The following is a 17,094-nucleotide window of genomic DNA, read 5'->3' as shown; positions in this document are numbered from 1 at the left end:
ACGGAAGGTTGGAAAAATGGCCGAACGGTCTTTTGCCAAGGAAGTCGAAAAGCTCCGGCTCGGCGCCGGCGAGGAGTTTGCCGGGGAGGGCATTCTCGCCATCACCAAGGCACTGCTGCAATGCGGCGTCGGCTATGTCGGCGGCTATCAGGGTGCGCCGATCAGCCATCTGATGGATGTGCTGGCCGACGCGCAGGACATTCTGGGCGAGCTCGGCGTGCATTTCGAGGCGAGCGCTTCGGAGGCCACCGCCACCGCCATGCTGGCCGCCTCTGTGCATTATCCCATCCGTGGCGCGGCGACCTTCAAGTCGACCGTCGGCACCAATGTCGCCTCCGATGCGCTGGCCAATCTGGCCTCCGGCGGCGTCACCGGCGGCGCGCTGATCATCGTCGGCGAGGATTACGGCGAGGGCTCGTCGATCATGCAGGAGCGCAGCCATGCCTTTGCCATGAAGAGCCAGGTCTGGCTGCTCGACCCGCGCCCGAACCTGCCGTCGATCGTCAAAGCGGTCGAAGACGGGTTCGAGCTGTCCGAGATTTCCAACACGCCTGTGATGCTGCAGGTTCGCATCCGCTGCTGCCACGTCCATGGCCATTTCATCGCCAAGGACAACAAGCGCCCGCCGATGTCGGTGGCCGATGCGCTCGACGCACCGCGCCGCGACACCGGCCGCATCGTGCTGCCGCCCGCTTCCTTCCTGCACGAGAAAGAGAAGGTGCAAAAACGCTGGCCGGCGGCGGTCGATTTCATCGCCAAGAACAAGATCAACGAATTCTTCGGCTCGGACCATGGCTCTGTCGGCATCGTCATGCAGGGCGGCATGTACAATTCGGTCATCCGCGCCTTGCAGCGTCTCGGTCTTGCCGACACCTATGGCGAGACGGATGTGCCGCTCTATGTGCTCAACGCCGTCTATCCCTTGATCGACGATGAGTTCCTGTCCTTCTGCGAGGGCAAGCAGGCGGTGCTGGTCGTCGAGGAAGGCCAGCCGAATTACATCGAGCAGGCCTTTGCCGCGATGCTGCACAAGGCCGGGCGCGGCACCAGGCTGGTCGGCAAAGAGTATCTGCCGATGGCCGGCGAATATACCGGCCAGGTCATGCTCGACGGCATCGGCACCTTCCTGCGCGCCGAGGCGCCGCACCTGCTCCCGGGCGAAGTGCGCGCACCCAACAAAGTCGGTGACGGCGTCGACACCGCGGACCTGATCAATGTCGTGCCCGGCCGTCCGCCGGGCTTCTGCATCGGCTGCCCGGAGCGGCCGATCTTTGCCGCGACAAAGCTGGTCGAGCAGGAACTCGGCAAGCACCACATCGCCTCCGACATTGGCTGCCATCTGTTCTCGATCATGCCGCCCTTCGAACTCGGCGCCACCACCATGGGCTACGGTCTGGGGCCAGCCTCGGCCTCGGCCTTCAATTCGCCCGACGCCAAGCGCCGTTCGATCTCCTTCGTCGGCGATGGCGGCTTCTGGCACAACGGCCTGACCTCCTCGATCGGCAATGCGGTGTTCAACAAGAATGATGGCGTCATCGTTATCGTCGACAATTTCTACTCCGCCGCCACGGGCGGGCAGGACATCCTGTCATCGCGCGCCGGCAACAAGACCAAGTCGACCAAACATCCGATCACCGAGGCGGTGAAAGGCATGGGGGTCAAATGGCTGCGCCATGTCGACCGCACCTATGACGTGACCAAGATGCAGGACACGTTGCGCGAGGCGCTGACGACGGACGAGAAGGGGCCGAAGGTCATAGTCGCCTCGTCAGAATGCATGCTCAACCGGCAACGTCGCGAGAAGCCGCTGGTCGACAAGGCGATCAAGGGTGGCGAGCGCGTGGTAAAGCCGAAATTCGGCGTCGATGAGGATATCTGCACCGGCGACCATGCCTGCATGCGGCTCTCAGGCTGCCCGTCGCTGTCGGTGAAGTCGCTCGACGATCCGTTGCGCGATGATCCGGTGGCGAGCATCGACCAGAGCTGCGTCGGCTGCGGCAATTGCGGCGAGGTCGCCGATGCGGCGGTGCTGTGCCCGTCCTTCTACCGCGCCGATGTCGTGCACAATCCGAGCCGCTGGGACCGCTTCCTCGAATCCGCACGCCGCGCCACCATCGGCCTGTTGCAACGCCGCCGCGAAAGCCGGCGCCTGACCTTCGCCGATGCTTGACGCTGTCCCGCCATTCCGCGCCAAAGTCGGCGCCCAGGACGACGAGCGCGTCATCAAGCTCGCCGTGCTGGCCGTCGGCGGCCAGGGTGGTGGTGTGCTGGCCGACTGGATCACCGATGTCGCCGAGCGCAATGGCTACGTCGCGCAATCGACCTCGGTCGCCGGCGTGGCCCAACGTACCGGCGCGACGATCTACTATATCGAGATGGCCCGCGACACTGGCCGGCTGCCGGTCTTCGCGCTGTCGCCGTCGCAGGGCGACGTCGATATATTGATCGCCGCCGAATTGATGGAAGCCGGTCGCGCCATCATCCGCGGCTTTGTCACGCCGGAGCGCACCACGCTGATCGCCTCCTCGCACCGCATCGCCGCCGTGTCGGAAAAGATCGAGCCGGGCGACGGCCGCGCCTCATCTTCCAAGGTGCATGCGACAGCGGAAGCGGCGTCCAAACGCTTCATCGCCTTCGACATGGAAAAGATCGCCGCCGACAATGGCTCGATGATCTCGGCCAGCCTGCTTGGCGCGCTGGCCGGATCCGACGCGTTGCCGTTCACGCGCGAAAGCTACGAGCAGGCGATCGGTGCCGGCGGTCGCGGCGTCAAGGCCAGCCTTGCCGCCTTCGGTGCCGCCTATGACCGCGCGCGCCGCACGGCCGCACCGGCGCCAAAGCCGGCAGAGCCGGCGATTGTCGAATCCGCCCTGGGCGCGGGGCGTGTGACCGGCCCCCAAAACCTGTTGCAGGGCTGGCAGGCGCTGGCCGCACGCATCGACCTGATGCCCGTGGCGGTGCGCGACATGGCGCTCAGGGGCCTGAGAAAGGTCGTCGACTATCAGGACATCGCTTACGGGCGGGAATATCTCGACCGGCTGGACAAGGCCGTCGCGCTGGATGGCGCCGACCATGCCCATGCGCTGTCCATCGCCGCCGCCAAGCATCTCGCCAATGCCCTGTGCTATGACGACATGATCCGCGTCGCCGACCTGAAGACGCGCTCGACGCGCGAAAAGCGCGTGCGCAAGGAGGTCGGCGTCAAGGACGGCTCGATCCTGCAGGTCACCGAATATTTCCATCCGCGCATCGAGGAATTCTGCGGCACGCTGCCGGCGGGGCTGGGCAGCTATATCGAGAACCGGCCGAAACTCGCTGCCTTCCTCGACCGCCGCATCAACCACGGCCGCCGCATCCGCACCGACAGCCTTGCCGGTTTCGCAGCCCTCTGGTTTATCGGCGGTCTGCGCCGCTGGCGCCGGAGCCTGTTGCGCCACAAGGTCGAGATGACCCATCTCGATCGCTGGTACGCGTTGGCGCTCGGCCATGTGCCGGCAGACTACGCGCTCGCCGTCGAAATCCTCAACTGCCGCCGGTTGATCAAGGGCTACAGCGACACCCATGTCCGCGCGCAATCGAAATTCGACCGCGTGCTGTCGGCGCTTCCCATGCTCAAGGGCCGCGACGATGCCGGCGACTGGATACGTCGCCTGCGCGAGGCGGCGCTGAAGGACGAGAAGGGCGACATGCTAGACGGTGCGCTGAAAACCGTGGCAACGCTAGGACCAGGCCCGGCACCCGGCAACTGAGACACCCTGACCCTGACAGACCTCACCAGCTGCTGGCTCCATTTGGGCCGCGGTGAACGCTGTTCATTTTCCGCTTGAACAATGTTCAAAACCTGATAGAGTGCGATTGTGAACGATGTTCATTTCCGGCAAGCCGAAAGCCGTGGATGGGCATCAAGCGCAGTAAGGAAGTTTAATCAGCTCACTGATATCACTGAGATTGAAACACCGCCTTCAACCCGCAGAGCCTCCGGCGCATCGTCGCAGGTCCCGCAAAATGGAAATCGCCATGAACACGCATCTGATGTTGTCCCGGCGCTTTGCGCCTCTGTTCTGGACGCAGTTCCTGTCCGCCTTCAACGACAATTTCCTCAAGAACACGCTGGTGTTCCTGATCCTCTTCACGTTGGCCGCCGATCAGGCGGCTTCGCTGGTCACGCTCGCCGGGGCCGTCTTCATGGCTCCGTTCCTGTTGTTGTCTGCCCTTGGCGGCGAGATTGCCGACCGCTTCGACAAGGCGCTGATCGCGCGCCGGCTGAAATTCACCGAGATCGCCGCGGCGGCAGTCTCTGTCGCCGGCATCGCTCTGTCGTCGATCCCGGTGCTGATGGTGGCGCTGCTGATGTTCGGCGTCATCTCGGCGCTGTTCGGACCGATCAAATACGGCATCCTGCCCGATCATCTCGAGCGCAAGGAACTGCCCAAGGCCAACGCCTGGATCGAGTCGGCGACGTTTGCCGCCATCCTCGGCGGCACCATTGCCGGCGGCGTCGTTTCCGCCGATGGCATCGGCGTCACCGTCTTCGGACCGATCATGATGGCGTTGGCCGTCGGCTGCTGGTTCGTCAGCCGCTACATCCCGTCCACCGGTTCGGCGGCGCCCGACCTTGTCATCGACAAGAACATCTTCCGTTCGACCTGGCGTCAGGTCAGCGAATTGCGCACCGACACGCGCATCTGGCGCGCCGGCCTGATGACCTCCTGGTTCTGGCTGATCGGCGCCATCGTGCTGTCGATCCTGCCGACGATGATCAAGGATTCACTCGGCGGCAACGAGATCGCCGTCACCGTCTATCTCGCTGTGTTCGCCGTCTCCATCGCGATTGGCTCTGCCATTGCCGCATGGATGTCGCAGGGGCGCATCGTGCTTCTGCCGGCACCGGTCGGCACGGCGCTGCTGGCGCTGTTCGGCCTGCATCTGGCCTGGACCATCTGGAGCATGCAGCCTTCGCCCAAGGCCGAAACCCTTGGCCTGTTCTTCGCCGGACCCAACACGATCCGCGTCGCGATCGACCTTGCCGGCATGGCCATCGCCAGCGCCTTCCTCGTGGTGCCGACTTTCGCCGCGGTACAGGCCTGGTCGCCCGAAGCGCGCCGCGCCCGTGTCGTCGCTGCCGTCAGCATCGTCAATGCCGGCTTCATGACGGTCGGCGGCATTATCGTCGCTGTCATCCAGACGAAAGTCTCGACCGGCGGCATTCTGTTCGGGCTCGCCGTGGCCAACGCCGTTGCTGCCTGGCTGATGTTGAAATTCCTGCCGACCAACGCGTTTCGCGACTTCGTCTCCATTCTGTTCCGCGCCTTCCTGCGCCTGGAGGTCGAGGGCATGGAAAACCTCAAGGCGGCGGGCAAAGCGCCGATCCTGGCACTCAACCACGTCAGCTTTCTCGACGGTCCGCTGGCGCTGACGCTGACCGACGAGGAGCCGGTCTTCGCCATCGACTACACCATCGCCCAGGCCTGGTGGATGAAGCCGTTCATGAAGCTTGCCCGCGCTCTGCCGCTCAACCCGGCCAAGCCGATGTCGACCCGCACGCTGATCAAGGTCGTGCAGGGCGGCGATCCTCTGGTCATCTTCCCCGAAGGCCGCATCACCGTCACCGGCGGGCTGATGAAGGTCTATGACGGCGCCGCAATGGTGGCGGACAAGACCGGCTCGATGGTTGTGCCGATCCGCATCGACGGGCTGGAGAAAAGCCCGTTCTCTCGGCTGACGTCACAGCATGTGCGCCGCCGCCTGTTCCCGAAGGTCAAGGTGACCATTCTGGAGCCGGTCAAGCTCGAAGTGCCGCAGGAACTGAAGGGCCGCAAGCGCCGCGCCGCGGCGGGTGCGGCACTCTATCAGGTGATGTCGGATCTCGTCTTCCGCACCCAGGACATCGACAAGACGGTGCTGGAAAAGATCATCCTGACGGCGAATGAACGCGGCATGGGAGAGCTTGCGGTGCAGGATCCGGTCACCGGTTCGCTGAGTTATGGCAAGCTGCTCACGGCGGCCGCCGTACTCGGTGAGAAATTCCAGAACCTTTACACCGATCAGCAGACGCTCGGCATCATGCTGCCCAACGCCAACGGCTCTTGCGCCACACTGCTTGGCGTGATGTCGGCCGGCAAGGTGCCGGCGATGATCAACTTCACCGCAGGTGCCGCCAACATCCTGTCCGCCTGCAAGGCGGCGCAAGTCCGGACTGTGCTCACGTCTCGCGCGTTCGTCGAGCAGGCAAAACTCGGCGCGGTGGTCGAAGAAATCGGCCGCTCGGTCGACATCGTCTGGCTCGACGATCTGCGCAAAACCATAGGTCTCAAGGACAAGTTGCTCGGCCTGCTGCGCAAGTCGACGCCGCGCGCGAAGCGCTTGCCCAACGACCCGGCGGTGATCCTGTTCACTTCGGGGTCGGAAGGCACGCCGAAGGGCGTGGTCCTTACCCACCGCAACATCCTGGCCAATGCCGCGCAGGCGGCCTCGCGCATCGACTTCCACTCGGGCGACAAGGTGTTCAACGTCTTGCCGATCTTCCACTCCTTTGGTTTGACGGCTGGCACGGTGCTGCCGCTGATTTCGGGCGTGCCGGTCTATTTCTACCCATCGCCGCTGCACTACCGCCTCGTGCCGGAACTGATCTACGCATCCAACGCGACCATCATCTTCGGCACGGATACGTTCCTCAGCGGCTATGCACGTACCGCGCACCCGTACGACTTCCGCTCGATACGCTATTGTTTTGCCGGCGCGGAGCCGGTCAAGCAAGCGACGCGCATGACCTATATGGAAAAGTTCGGCGTGCGTATCCTCGAGGGCTACGGCGTGACCGAAGCGGCACCTGTAATCGCCATCAATACGCCGATGTACAACAAGTCCGGCAGCGTCGGCAAAATCATGCCCGGAATGGAGTATCGCCTGGATGCGGTGCCGGGCGTTGACGAAGGCGGACGTCTCTACGTGCGCGGCCCCAATGTAATGGCGGGCTATCTGCGCGCCGAGAAGCCGGGCGTGCTCGAAACGCTGCCGGATGGCTGGCATGACACTGGCGACGTCGTCTCCGTGGACGAGGGCGGCTTCATCACCATTCGCGGCCGCGCCAAGCGTTTCGCCAAGATCGGTGGCGAGATGATTTCGCTCGCCGCCGTCGAGGCGCTGGCGGGCGAATTGTGGAAAGGCTCGTTGTCCGCCGTCGCTTCCGTACCGGATGCGCGCAAGGGCGAGAAGCTCATTCTCATCACCGAGGCTCCCGGCGCCACACGCGCTGAGTTCCTGAGCTTTGCCAAGGCGAATGGCGCAATGGACCTGATGGTGCCTGCCGAAGTGCGTGTCGTGCAGAAAGTGCCGGTGCTCGGCTCCGGCAAGCTCGACTTCGCCGGCGTGACCAAACTGCTGCGCGGGGAGGATGCGCCGCTCGGCAAGGTCGAGGCCGCCTGATCGAGGTGACACGCTCGGCGCCGCGCGGAAAGTCGCGGCGTCGCCTGGCGAGCGCTTTGCCGCTAACGAATATGTGATCGGACCACCCACCCGGCATTCAGCCGGGTGGGTGGTATACTGTCCTCGGGAATGTCACCCATGAAGGACACTATCATGCTCACCAGATACATTTTGCCGATTGCTATCGCCGCAGGCACATTGATGCTGTCGAGCGTCGGCTCGCAGGCCTTGCCCATGGCAAAGCCCAGCGCCGCTCCGTTGCCAGTAGAGAGCGTCGGCTGGAGATGCGGCCCTGGCTGGCACATGAACGGCTGGGGAAAATGCGTGCCCAACCGTCGTCGCGTGATAATAGTCAGGCCGGGACATTGGCGGCACCATCACCACTGGCACCACCACTGGTAATCACGGAGCGGATCGACGCGGCACCCGCTCTGAAATGACGCGGGCGTTTGCACCAGAGGTGGCGTCCCCTGTGACGCCATCTTCCTTCCTCATGCGACGAGATTCCGCATCGGCTTCACCGTGGCGGACTCCGGAAACACCTTGTCGCCGAGCACGGCGGCCGAAAGGCCGAACTGGTCGGCGAGCAGGCCTTTCAGCACCGCCCTGACATCGCTGGTCGGCGCCAGATCGCGCTGTTGGTAAAGCTGAGCCGGCTTCAATCCCGGCCAGTCGGCGATAATGCGGCCGCCCTTGATCGCGCCGCCGGCGAGTAGCACCACCGTGCCGGTGCCGTGATCGGTGCCGACCGTGCCGTTGATCTGCGCCGTGCGCCCGAACTCGGTGATGGTGACGATCGCCGTGTCCTTCCAGCGTTCGCCGAGCCCCTTCTCGAATTCCTCGAAGGCGCCGTCGAGGCCACCGAGCAGCGTGGCGAGCCGGCCGGTCGCGCCGCCTTCGTTGACATGCGTGTCCCAGCCGTCGAAGGCAAGGGCGGCAACGCGCGGCCCGTCATCGGCCGCGATCAGCTTGGCCGCGCCTTGCGCGGCCTGCCGCATGCCGGCGGCGCTGTCGAGGCCGCCCTTCGGCTTCATCGACTTTGCGCCCATCTGGTCGTCGAGCGCCATGCGGTCGGCGTCGAGGCCCTTCTCCAGGGCCACCGCCAGCACCGGGTCGCGATGCTGGTAGAGATCGAGAACCCGTGCCGCGAGGTCGCCGGCCGGCGCCGGCAGCGATTGCGGCGCCCAGCCGAGCACGGGGGCAGCACCTCGGATCACGAGCGGCGTCGACGGGCCGACAGCCAAGCCGCCAAGCGTCGCCACGCGGTCACCCGCCGGCAGGCTCTCCAGCGCCCGGTTGAGCCATCCGGTGGCGACATGACCCGGGCCGGCGAAACCGCTTTCCAGCACATCCTGCCCGTCGAAATGTGAGCGTTCGCGATAGCCGGTCGCCGCGGCGTGCACCACTGCCGCCTGGTTGGCCTTGAACAGCCGCGCAAACACCGGCATCGCCGGATTGACCGCGAAGAAACCATCGAGAGGCAGCGCCGGGTGCGGGCCGGTGAGCGACAAAGCGATGTCGCCATGCAGGCCGGCATAGTCGGGATCGCCGACCGGACCGACCGCCGACAGGCCGTCGAGCGCGCCGCGCAGCACGATGACGACCAGGCGCGGATCGCGATTGTCGGCGGCGCGGGCGAAGCGCGGCAGATAGGCCCAGGCAAACACCGCGCCGCCGCTCATCAGCACGGCGCGGCGGGAGGGGGTTTCACACAGCAGGCTCATGACTTGGTCTCCATGGGAGTTGTCGGCGCAGGACCTGTCGCTCGACCTATCGTCTCTGGAATTCGGGCGCCATCAGCAGCAGCGCCAGGCCTTGCTGCTTGGACTCGGCGCGGGCCACCGCTTGCCGCGTCTCGGGCGAGGCGGAAGGGCCGATGACGGCGTCGAGCATGTCGTTGGGATTGCCGATATCCTTGACCTCGCGGGCCGCCTGCCAGGCGATGTCGAGGCGGATCTTCATGCCTTCGGCCGAGGCCCAGCTGTCCGCCTGATCGGAAAAGCCGTTCGGTCCCGGCGGCTGCCAGAGCGGCTCGCCGAGTGCGTTGAGCCAGTTGAGCGACTGGCCGGGATCGTTCGCCGGACCCGGGCCGGCCGCCCGGCGGATGGCGGCGATGTAGTCGAAGGGCGAGCGCATCTTGGCCAGGGGTGTCGACCAGGCCTCCGGCATATCGATGAGCGACGATGCCAGTGCCCGGAGATTGCCGTCGCTCTTGGCGAAAACCTTGGTCAGGCGCGCAACCGCCGCGGGCGGCGGGTCGTCGGCTATGAAATGGCGGGCAAGCTCTGTGGCGATGTGCTGCGCCGTCGCCGGATGGCTGGCGATGTCTTTGAGTGCCGCCTCGGCCTGACCCATGCCGCCGGCCGGATAGGTCTTGCCCAGCAGCACGGCATCGCCCGGCTCATGGGCGTTGGCGTTGAAGACGGAACTGCCTGGTTCGCCCAGCCGGCCTTCGCGTCCTGCCATCGTCCAGCCGGTCAGGATGCGCGCGAAGCTGGTGACGTCGGCCTGTGTATAGCCACTGCCGACGCCCAGCGTGTGCAGTTCCATGATCTCGCGGGCAAGGTTCTCGTTGAGGCCGCGCTGGCGGTTCTTGCCGGCGCGGGAGTCCGGACCGATCGACTGCTGGTTGTCGAGGTAGAACAGCATCGCCGGATGCCGCTCGACCGCCATCAGCATGTCGGCGAAACGGCCGAGCACGAAGGGCCGGATGGCTTCCCGTTCGAAGGCACCGGCGCTCGCGCGCACGATGTTGTCCTTCGCCACGGAAACGCAGAAATGGTTCGACCAGAAATAGACCAGACGTTCGACAAAGCCGGCCTCCGCCCGCAGCGCGTTGTCGAAGCGCGCCTGGGCTTCTGCGCGGAACAGCGTCGCCTCGATTGGCGGCGCGGGCTTTGCCGGGGCTGGCGACGGCGGCACGGGTTGGACAGGCATGCTCTGGGCGCTCGCCGTCGCCGGCTGCGCCGTGGCTGCGGCCATATGCTCGCGGTCGAGCTTGCGTTGGAAATTTGCCGCCATGCTGGCCTGGATGGCTGGCGTGCTGCCCGGCAGGCTGGCATAGGCCGGATCGTCAAGCGAGATCAGGGCGATGTCGGGCTGCCGCAGTTCCGCCTTCAGATAGCCGCGCGGGTCGTGGGCCACCCTGTCGCGATCGCCGAGCCTCGCGCCGAGGCCGAAGCGGTTGAAAGCAACAAGGGCTGGATCTGGCGGGGAATTGGAGGCCGGGATTGCCAAGTCAGCTCTCCATTGCTGGGGCTTCCTGCGCGCGGTGCCGGAAGCCCGTTCGAACCGTTTCGTGCCTGTTCAACCGAGGTGGTGGGGCCGGCGCTGCGGCCGGCCCGGGCGATCCTACCAGCGATGCCAGCGGTGCCAGTGGCGGTGCGGATGCCCGATGTAAAAGGCCGGGCCATGCCAGTAGTGGTAACCGGGGTAGACCACCACGCGGTTGGGGACGCAGCGGCCCCAGGGGTTGGGATGCCAGCCAGGGCCGCAACCCCAGGCGACGTGCTCGACCAGCGCCGGGGCGGCAACCGGCGCCAGCGGCATCGCCGAGGATGCCGCAACCGTCGCCGCCGTTCCGGTCACCGTAAGAGCGGCGGTGATCGCGTATTTTGTCAGAGAGTTCATGACCATGCTCCGAAGTTGTCCGAGGTTGAAAACCTGTCGCACCACACGGTCCGGCAGGTCCTGCCCTTCATTTCGTTAAACGGGCGCCGTCGGCATTTTCCGTCGGTCGTCATGGCGATTTTTTTGGTGTGGCGGATGGCTGTGTCCCGCTGCGTCTTGCGAGGCCCTCCCCCAAGACGCTGCGATCCTCGGCGGACCCCGCCGCCGCGAACTCGACAATGCGCTGCTCCAGCCGCGTGCGCACGGTGACGTCGGCATTGCGGGCGCGCTCGAGCGCCGCCGACAGCGCCGCCGTGTCGAGGACAGGCTGCTGCAGCAGATCCGCCGCCTCGCGCCTGGCCTGCTGGCCGTCGAGGATGATGTCGCGCGACTCGCGGCGGACTTCGCGCAACGCCTTGCGGAACAACATACGCTGCTGGTCGGGAAGCCGGGCGCCCGCCGCTTCCAGCGAGTAGCCCTGGGCCGGCTTGCCGCTTCTTATCCAGACGGCCCCGCCGGCCAGCGCCCCGGCCAGGAAGACGTTCGCCACCACCGATGCGATGAGGAGATTACGGCCTGCGCTCATAGGTCTTCCTCGATCGTCTCGGGGCCGGCATCGCCGAACGCCGTCGCATTGGCATCGAGCACATAATGGTCGGGCTGAACCTCGGGCGTGACGACGGTCACCAGCGCCAGTCCGGCGATGGCGCCGGCCAAGCCAATGCCGGCAAGCCCCAGCCCCAGCCACCAGAACCGCTGGCGCCGGCGCCGGACGATGTGCCGGTCGGCGGTCCGCAGGATCGTGTCATGCAGTGCCTTGCCGGGGTGCGGGACGCTGTAGCTGTCAAGCAGGGCGTCAAGCGTGCCGGCCTTTCGCGAAATGGCTTGCCCTGTCTCGCTTGAAGCAAAGGCGGAGGCGGCTTCGCGCTCCGCTTGCGGCCAGCGCCGCAAATCGCCGCCATAGGCTTCGGCGAGCGCCGCAAAGCGTCTGGCGTCCATTGCCGGGCCGTCCTCGATGTCTTCAGCCATCTGTCTTCCCCTTGCCCTTTGGTGCCGCGTGCCCACGCGGGTTGGAAACGAGGCAGCCCCGCCGGACGCCAGCAAGGCGCGATGAATGTCTTTCATTCATGGTCGCGCCTTTCTCAGTCATGGACGCCATCCCTGGCCAGGATCATCTGCAAGGCCCGCCGGCCGCGCGAGAGCAGGCTCTCCAACGCGTCGACGCTGATCTCCAGTGTCGCGGCCGCCTCTATGTTGGACATCTCCTGATAATAGACCAGGATGATCGCCTCGCGCTGGCGTGGCGCGATTGCCTGCAAGGCCTGCTCGACTCGATGCGGCTCTTCGCTTGCATCGGGAAGCGGAGCAGGGTCCGCCATGTCCGGCAAATCGTTGGTCACCACCTCGCGACGCCGGCGCAGCCGGTCGTAGCAAAGGTTGAGCGTCACCCGGTGGATCCAGCTGTCGAAGCGTGCATTGCCGCGCCGCCAGCTTGAGGCATGACGCCAGATGCGCAGGAAGGTTTCCTGCGCGACGTCCTCGGCCTCCGCCGCGTCGCCCAGCATGCGCGCGGCGAGCGAAAGGATGCGCGGCAATTTGCGCGCGACGAGCGCCTGCACCGCCGCGGGATCGCCAGCGCCGACCAGACGAACCAGCTCCTCGTCCGGATCGGCGCTCATCGGCTGGCGCACTCCCGATATCCATCACGCGTCATGGCCTCTTGGTCATTGCTCCGGCTTGGCAGCGGATTTGTGGCCTGGCATCTCGTCGGCCGTCAGAATGCCGTCGCCATTCTTGTCCAGCCTGGCAAAGCGCTTGGCAAAGAACGCATCGAGCTCGGCGCGATCGATGAAGCCGTCATGGTTAGAATCGATGCGCGCGAAGGATTTGGCGGCGTCGCCCTTGACGTTGCGCTTGGCCTGAAAGGCCTCCCACTCCAGCAGGCTGATCTTGCCGTCGCCATCCGTGTCGGCGGCCATGATCGCCTTCTCCCGCCGCTTCTGGAACTTGGCCAGCGTGATGTCGGACCTGACCCTTGGCGCAGCCGGGGCGGCGGCCGGCGGCGTGGCGCCGGGAGACGTGGCAACTGGAGGCTGCGTCGCCGTCTGGGCGAGGGCCGCAACGGTCAGCAGGCTCAAGGCGGCGGCAAGGATCGAACGGCGTATCATGCTTAGGCGTCTCCGGTTGGCGCATCGGCCACGGCCCATGCCGTGGTCACGCTTCAACCGTTAAACGCCGCGACAAGGGAAAATCCGTCGGTCGCCTGCGCCGATCATCCGATTCGGCGATGCAGCCTCGGTGCTGGTTCCAGGAGCAGCGGCCATGGCACCGCATCCGGCGCCATTGGAATTCACGCCGGCCGGCCCCTGGCGAACGGGCAGGAGCTACGCCGATGGGTCGGCCGCCACCAATTGGTCCGGTTTGAAACCCGCATGTTGCGGGATCCAAACATCGCCCTCGCGGTTGAACCAGTGGCAGAGATACATGCCGGAAGCGGCGCCGTCGCTGACAGTCATCTTCGGCCCTCCCGACTTCAGCTTGACGACGTCTCCGGTCTTGAAAGTGTTGGGCATTTTGGACCTCCCATGCTGAGGCCCACGAGTTTCCCACCAAACCCGAGTCGCGACAATGGCGGATATGGGTCGACGGCAGCGCAGCCATCAGGCCAGGTATCAATCCGCAATCTTGCCCAACGTGTCGGCGACGACGGCGCCGCGCTTGCCCATCGGGCGAGCCGGCCCCGTGGTGGAGTCGACGGCGGTCTGATGCTCCATCTCCGCATTGATGGCGGCGCCGGCGATCAGGATGATGACCGAAATCCACGTCCACATCATCAAGCCGACGACCGCGCCCAGCGACCCGTATGTGGCGTTGTAATTGGCAAAATGCTGCAGGTAGAACGAGAACAGCCAGGATGCCGCGATCCACGCCACCGTCGCAATCAAGGCGCCCCAGCTCAGCCAACGCCATTTCGCATGTTCGCGGCTTGGCCCGAAGCGGTAGAGCAGGGAAATGCCGGTCAGCATGGCGCCGATCAGGATCGGCCACCGAGACACCGCGACGAGCGTTTCTGTCCAGGCATCAAGATAGAAATACTGCAGCAGTGCCGGAACCACGCCCACCGTCAGCAACAGCACTATACCGATCAGCAGCGCTCCGACCGTAAACAGGATCGACATCGCGTTGAGCATGAGGAAGCTGCGTTTCTCGCGCTCTTCATAGGCGATGTTCATCGCGTCGAAGAGTGCTTTCATGCCGCTGTTGGAACTCCACAGCGCGATGCCAAGGCCAATGAAGAAACCGGTGCCGAGTGCGCCCGGCTTCTGACTGGCCAGTGCTTGCAACTGGCCGCGAATGAGGTCCAACCCACCCGATGGCAGCAATCCGCCGAGATAGGCGACATGGTCGGCGACCGCAACCGGATCGGCGACAAAGCCGTAAATTGAAATGAACGCGGCCAGCGCCGGAAACAGTGCCAACAAAAGGTAGAAGGTGGCGCCGGCCGCGACGAGCAGAACCCGGTCCTTGTTGAATTCTTCCCACAGCCGCCAGAAGATATCCTTCCAGCCGAGAGCAGGTATCTGTGATGGCCAAGCCGCGTCGCGCCCTCGATCACCCTTCTCCGCCCTCAGGGTCGCCTTACTATCCTGCGTCGTTGATGCAGCGCGACTGGCCGCTTCTTCGTCGATCAACGAGGCTTGCTTGCCTGCGGGCTCCGGCCTCTGCTTCGCTTTCGAGGCCACGCGGCGCTCCTTACTCGCCGCCGCGTTCGATCAGGATGCCTGCGGCGTCGGCCATATCGGCAAAGGCCTCCCTCGCCGCTTCCTGAGCTGAGGCGATTCGCTGGATTTCGGCTCCATCACTCAGACGCACTTTGACTGGGGTGCTGAATGCCTCGTCCTTCATTGCCGGCCTCCTTCGCCCGGATCGATGTCCGACGCGTGCTCAGTAACGCGGCGGAAGGACGACCTGTTCCCACGATGCAGCGTCGAAAACCTCGAGATCGAGGGCTCGACCCGACAGACGGCAATTTTCTCGTCAGCTCAATGCATCTTTTGGCGCCCCGTGGACGTTGCAAGCAAGTCCATTGTTGAGGTGTGTCTCATGAAGGCGTTGACCAAGGATGATCTGAAGACCGAGGCGGACCTTTCCGAAGACGCCGACCTCATCGTCAACCGAACCGGCCACTTTGTGGAAGATTGGATCGAGGAGCACGTCGTCGAACAACCGACAGAGGTCCCCGCTGGGGTCGACGTGGCGCAGGAACTGGCCAGCCAGTGCATCGCCGATGCGCAGGACGAAGGCATCGCCGCTGAAGACATTCAAGATGAGGTTGGCGACCTCAGGGAATACATTGCCGAGGCTATCGCCGAGGAGAGTGGACCACTGGATTCGGCCAATCTAAAAAAGAGCAGCGCCGCATGACCAGGGCAGCAATTCCCCAACCGCCAACATCGCCATAGCATCGCAGTGCGAGGCGCGTACCGACAAGGCGCTCGGAGGGCGCAAGGCCTAATGCCGGAGACGGTCGAGAATGTGGGAAAATATGGTGCCGCTTAGGTGACTCGAACACCTGACCCCATCATTACGAATGATGTGCTCTACCAACTGAGCTAAAGCGGCCCGGGAGGCCGAGGCCTCCAAGATGGGCTGGGTGATAGACTCAACCGGCCGCGAATTCAAGATGCGACTTGCCAAATCATGCACGAGCGCCCGCGGCCACCGAAACCAGGGTTCGCGCCTCCGTTTGTGCGATAATCGCCGGCACATGCCGATTTTGTTTGCCGGAACATCGCCAAGATGGACTTTGGACTGCCCGTCGAGGCAGAATGCGGCGCCCGCCCGTTGATTGATTGGTCGCCTACGGCTAACCATCACGGAAGTTTGGGCAATTTGCAGAGGGATCCCGCTTGGACGCGATCGAAAAAGCGATCCGGAACGCCTTGGAAAAGGGCAATGCCGAGGACCGCGCGTTCCGCGAGAGGGTCTATCGGTCGGCCTTTGCCGCGCTTGACCGCGCGCTCCAGGCCAATCCCGGCGTGACCGTGGAAGTCGCCATCAAGCGCCGCAAGGCAATCCAGGCGACAATCACCGAAATCGAATCCGAGTTCCTGCCGGCGGTGCCGGATGTTGGCCCGGGTGTCGATGCACCGGCGGGGGAGCCCGCGGCCACTGCGGCGCCCGCAATCGAGATCGGCGACAAGACGCCGTCGCCCGCCGTCACCGTCGACGGGCCTGCGCCGCCCGCATCCGACGCGCCGCGCTCGCGCGTGCTGCCGGTCGTTCCCGACATCATGCCGGACGCGACTCTGCCCGGTGCGCCGGCCATCGACATGTCGGTTCCCGCCGCGTCCGGGGCCGCCACGGAAGTGGCGCCCGATCGCGACGAGCGGCGCATTCGCGGACGCCGCCTGCCGCTGACCGCCATTTTCTTCACCGTGACCCTGCTTGCGGCGATCGGCATCGGCGTGTTTTTCGCCATCCAGACCGGCGTGTTCAAGACGGCGGCGCAGCTCGATACGGCGCCGCCGGAGGCGCCACCAACCGTCGAGGACGACGATTTCACCCCGGCCGATGGCGCCAACGCACCGGCCAAGCCCGGTGCCGCGGATCAGTCGCGCAACTGGATCAATGTGTTCTCGCCGACCGATCCGACGCATGTCGCCGCTCCGTCGGACGCCAAGGCCGAGGCGATGAAGGACGACAGCGGTCCGTTCCTGCGCATCCAGTCCGGCCCATCCGGCTCGGCGGTCGCCTTCGATGTCGGGCAGGGCGTGCTGGAGAAGCTTGCCGGCAAGCACGCGGTGTTCGATATCATCGCGCGCGCCGAGGATGGCAAGGACACGCAGATCTCCGTCGACTGCAATTTCGGCGAGCTTGGCGATTGCGGCCGCAAGCGCTACGCCGTCGGCCAGCAGCGCAACGAATATCTGTTCGACGTGCAGTTCCCCGACAAGCATCCGGGCTCGGCCGGGACCATCGCCGTCAATTCCGATTTCGACAAACAGGGCAAGGCGGTCAACATCTACGAGATCCGCGTCTCGATCGAGCCGTAAGGAT

The 17,094-nt window shown here is 65.1% G+C and carries 16 protein-coding genes and 1 tRNA gene; 6 read left to right on the top strand and 11 right to left on the bottom strand.

Going from position 1 to position 17,094, the window contains the following annotated elements; translation table 11 throughout:
• The first annotated feature begins 16 nt into the window (after window positions 1-16).
• The 4 genes from AC56QX_RS01930 (at window position 17) to AC56QX_RS01915 (ending at window position 7,827) form a co-directional block, all read left to right on the top strand.
• Complete coding sequence (locus tag AC56QX_RS01930; protein WP_497113464.1) at window positions 17-2,170, top strand: thiamine pyrophosphate-dependent enzyme; 2,154 nt, start codon at window positions 17-19, stop codon at window positions 2,168-2,170.
• The gene (locus AC56QX_RS01925; RefSeq protein ID WP_497113463.1) at window positions 2,163-3,749 is read left to right on the top strand and encodes an indolepyruvate oxidoreductase subunit beta family protein; all 1,587 of its coding nucleotides are present in this window, start codon (window positions 2,163-2,165) and stop codon (window positions 3,747-3,749) included. The genes AC56QX_RS01930 and AC56QX_RS01925 overlap by 8 nt, the downstream gene beginning before the upstream one ends.
• A gap of 268 nt (window positions 3,750-4,017) precedes the next feature.
• A complete protein-coding gene (locus tag AC56QX_RS01920) occupies window positions 4,018-7,425 on the top strand; it encodes an acyl-[ACP]--phospholipid O-acyltransferase (RefSeq protein ID WP_497113462.1) in 3,408 nt (1,135 codons plus the stop codon).
• A 153-nt stretch (window positions 7,426-7,578) separates the two neighbouring features.
• Window positions 7,579-7,827 (top strand): GCG_CRPN prefix-to-repeats domain-containing protein, encoded by a 249-nt coding sequence (locus tag AC56QX_RS01915; protein WP_497117641.1) that lies wholly within the window; start codon window positions 7,579-7,581, stop codon window positions 7,825-7,827.
• 89 nt (window positions 7,828-7,916) lie between these two features.
• Here AC56QX_RS01915 and AC56QX_RS01910 read toward each other — a convergent pair whose 3' ends face one another.
• The 10 genes from AC56QX_RS01910 to AC56QX_RS01865 all read right to left on the bottom strand — a co-directional run bounded on the left by AC56QX_RS01910 (window position 7,917) and on the right by AC56QX_RS01865 (window position 14,940).
• Complete coding sequence (locus AC56QX_RS01910) at window positions 7,917-9,149, bottom strand: DUF1501 domain-containing protein (protein WP_497113461.1); 1,233 nt, start codon at window positions 9,147-9,149, stop codon at window positions 7,917-7,919.
• A gap of 46 nt (window positions 9,150-9,195) precedes the next feature.
• Window positions 9,196-10,662 (bottom strand): DUF1800 domain-containing protein, encoded by a 1,467-nt coding sequence (locus AC56QX_RS01905; protein ID WP_497113460.1) that lies wholly within the window; start codon window positions 10,660-10,662, stop codon window positions 9,196-9,198.
• A 114-nt stretch (window positions 10,663-10,776) separates the two neighbouring features.
• Window positions 10,777-11,055 carry a GCG_CRPN prefix-to-repeats domain-containing protein gene (locus AC56QX_RS01900; protein ID WP_497113459.1) on the bottom strand — a complete coding sequence of 93 codons (279 nt, stop codon included), beginning with the start codon at window positions 11,053-11,055 and terminating at the stop codon, window positions 10,777-10,779.
• Between the two features lie 109 nt (window positions 11,056-11,164).
• The gene (locus AC56QX_RS01895) at window positions 11,165-11,620 is read right to left on the bottom strand and encodes a periplasmic heavy metal sensor (protein WP_497113458.1); all 456 of its coding nucleotides are present in this window, start codon (window positions 11,618-11,620) and stop codon (window positions 11,165-11,167) included.
• A complete protein-coding gene (locus AC56QX_RS01890) occupies window positions 11,617-12,063 on the bottom strand; it encodes a hypothetical protein (protein WP_497113457.1) in 447 nt (148 codons plus the stop codon). The genes AC56QX_RS01895 and AC56QX_RS01890 overlap by 4 nt, the downstream gene beginning before the upstream one ends.
• A gap of 113 nt (window positions 12,064-12,176) precedes the next feature.
• Window positions 12,177-12,713 (bottom strand): RNA polymerase sigma factor, encoded by a 537-nt coding sequence (locus AC56QX_RS01885; protein ID WP_497113456.1) that lies wholly within the window; start codon window positions 12,711-12,713, stop codon window positions 12,177-12,179.
• A gap of 45 nt (window positions 12,714-12,758) precedes the next feature.
• A complete protein-coding gene (locus AC56QX_RS01880; protein WP_497113455.1) occupies window positions 12,759-13,202 on the bottom strand; it encodes an EF-hand domain-containing protein in 444 nt (147 codons plus the stop codon).
• A gap of 216 nt (window positions 13,203-13,418) precedes the next feature.
• On the bottom strand, window positions 13,419-13,607 hold the full coding sequence (locus AC56QX_RS01875) for a YodC family protein (protein ID WP_019863018.1): 189 nt from the start codon (window positions 13,605-13,607) through the stop codon (window positions 13,419-13,421).
• Between the two features lie 99 nt (window positions 13,608-13,706).
• Complete coding sequence (locus AC56QX_RS01870) at window positions 13,707-14,777, bottom strand: YihY/virulence factor BrkB family protein (protein ID WP_497113454.1); 1,071 nt, start codon at window positions 14,775-14,777, stop codon at window positions 13,707-13,709.
• A gap of 10 nt (window positions 14,778-14,787) precedes the next feature.
• Window positions 14,788-14,940 carry a hypothetical protein gene (locus tag AC56QX_RS01865; RefSeq protein ID WP_497113453.1) on the bottom strand — a complete coding sequence of 51 codons (153 nt, stop codon included), beginning with the start codon at window positions 14,938-14,940 and terminating at the stop codon, window positions 14,788-14,790.
• A 198-nt stretch (window positions 14,941-15,138) separates the two neighbouring features.
• Between AC56QX_RS01865 and AC56QX_RS01860 the strand changes: the two genes are divergently transcribed.
• A complete protein-coding gene (locus AC56QX_RS01860) occupies window positions 15,139-15,459 on the top strand; it encodes a hypothetical protein (RefSeq protein WP_497113452.1) in 321 nt (106 codons plus the stop codon).
• 122 nt (window positions 15,460-15,581) lie between these two features.
• Here the strand turns inward: AC56QX_RS01860 and AC56QX_RS01855 are convergent.
• Window positions 15,582-15,657: transfer RNA gene (locus tag AC56QX_RS01855), tRNA-Thr, on the bottom strand.
• A gap of 287 nt (window positions 15,658-15,944) precedes the next feature.
• Between AC56QX_RS01855 and AC56QX_RS01850 the strand changes: the two genes are divergently transcribed.
• On the top strand, window positions 15,945-17,090 hold the full coding sequence (locus AC56QX_RS01850; protein WP_497113451.1) for a hypothetical protein: 1,146 nt from the start codon (window positions 15,945-15,947) through the stop codon (window positions 17,088-17,090).
• Window positions 17,091-17,094: the final 4 nt, after the last annotated feature.

The organism is Mesorhizobium sp. RCAM 06353 (assembly GCF_059683585.1).
Note: the sequence above shows the minus strand (reverse complement) of the source record. Positions and strands in the feature narration are given on the sequence as shown.

Bases quoted from the DNA above. Each gene is read 5' to 3' on its own strand.
- AC56QX_RS01930 (WP_497113464.1), top strand. From the start codon at position 17: ATGGCCGAACGGTCTTTTGCCAAGGAAGTCGAAAAGCTCCGGCTCGGC.
- AC56QX_RS01925 (WP_497113463.1), top strand. From the start codon at position 2,163: ATGCTTGACGCTGTCCCGCCATTCCGCGCCAAAGTCGGCGCCCAGGAC.
- AC56QX_RS01920 (WP_497113462.1), top strand. From the start codon at position 4,018: ATGAACACGCATCTGATGTTGTCCCGGCGCTTTGCGCCTCTGTTCTGG.
- AC56QX_RS01915 (WP_497117641.1), top strand. From the start codon at position 7,579: ATGCTCACCAGATACATTTTGCCGATTGCTATCGCCGCAGGCACATTG.
- AC56QX_RS01910 (WP_497113461.1), bottom strand. From the start codon at position 9,149: ATGAGCCTGCTGTGTGAAACCCCCTCCCGCCGCGCCGTGCTGATGAGC.
- AC56QX_RS01900 (WP_497113459.1), bottom strand. From the start codon at position 11,055: ATGAACTCTCTGACAAAATACGCGATCACCGCCGCTCTTACGGTGACC.
- AC56QX_RS01895 (WP_497113458.1), bottom strand. From the start codon at position 11,620: ATGAGCGCAGGCCGTAATCTCCTCATCGCATCGGTGGTGGCGAACGTC.
- AC56QX_RS01890 (WP_497113457.1), bottom strand. From the start codon at position 12,063: ATGGCTGAAGACATCGAGGACGGCCCGGCAATGGACGCCAGACGCTTT.
- AC56QX_RS01885 (WP_497113456.1), bottom strand. From the start codon at position 12,713: ATGAGCGCCGATCCGGACGAGGAGCTGGTTCGTCTGGTCGGCGCTGGC.
- AC56QX_RS01880 (WP_497113455.1), bottom strand. From the start codon at position 13,202: ATGATACGCCGTTCGATCCTTGCCGCCGCCTTGAGCCTGCTGACCGTT.
- AC56QX_RS01875 (WP_019863018.1), bottom strand. From the start codon at position 13,607: ATGCCCAACACTTTCAAGACCGGAGACGTCGTCAAGCTGAAGTCGGGA.
- AC56QX_RS01865 (WP_497113453.1), bottom strand. From the start codon at position 14,940: ATGAAGGACGAGGCATTCAGCACCCCAGTCAAAGTGCGTCTGAGTGAT.
- AC56QX_RS01860 (WP_497113452.1), top strand. From the start codon at position 15,139: ATGAAGGCGTTGACCAAGGATGATCTGAAGACCGAGGCGGACCTTTCC.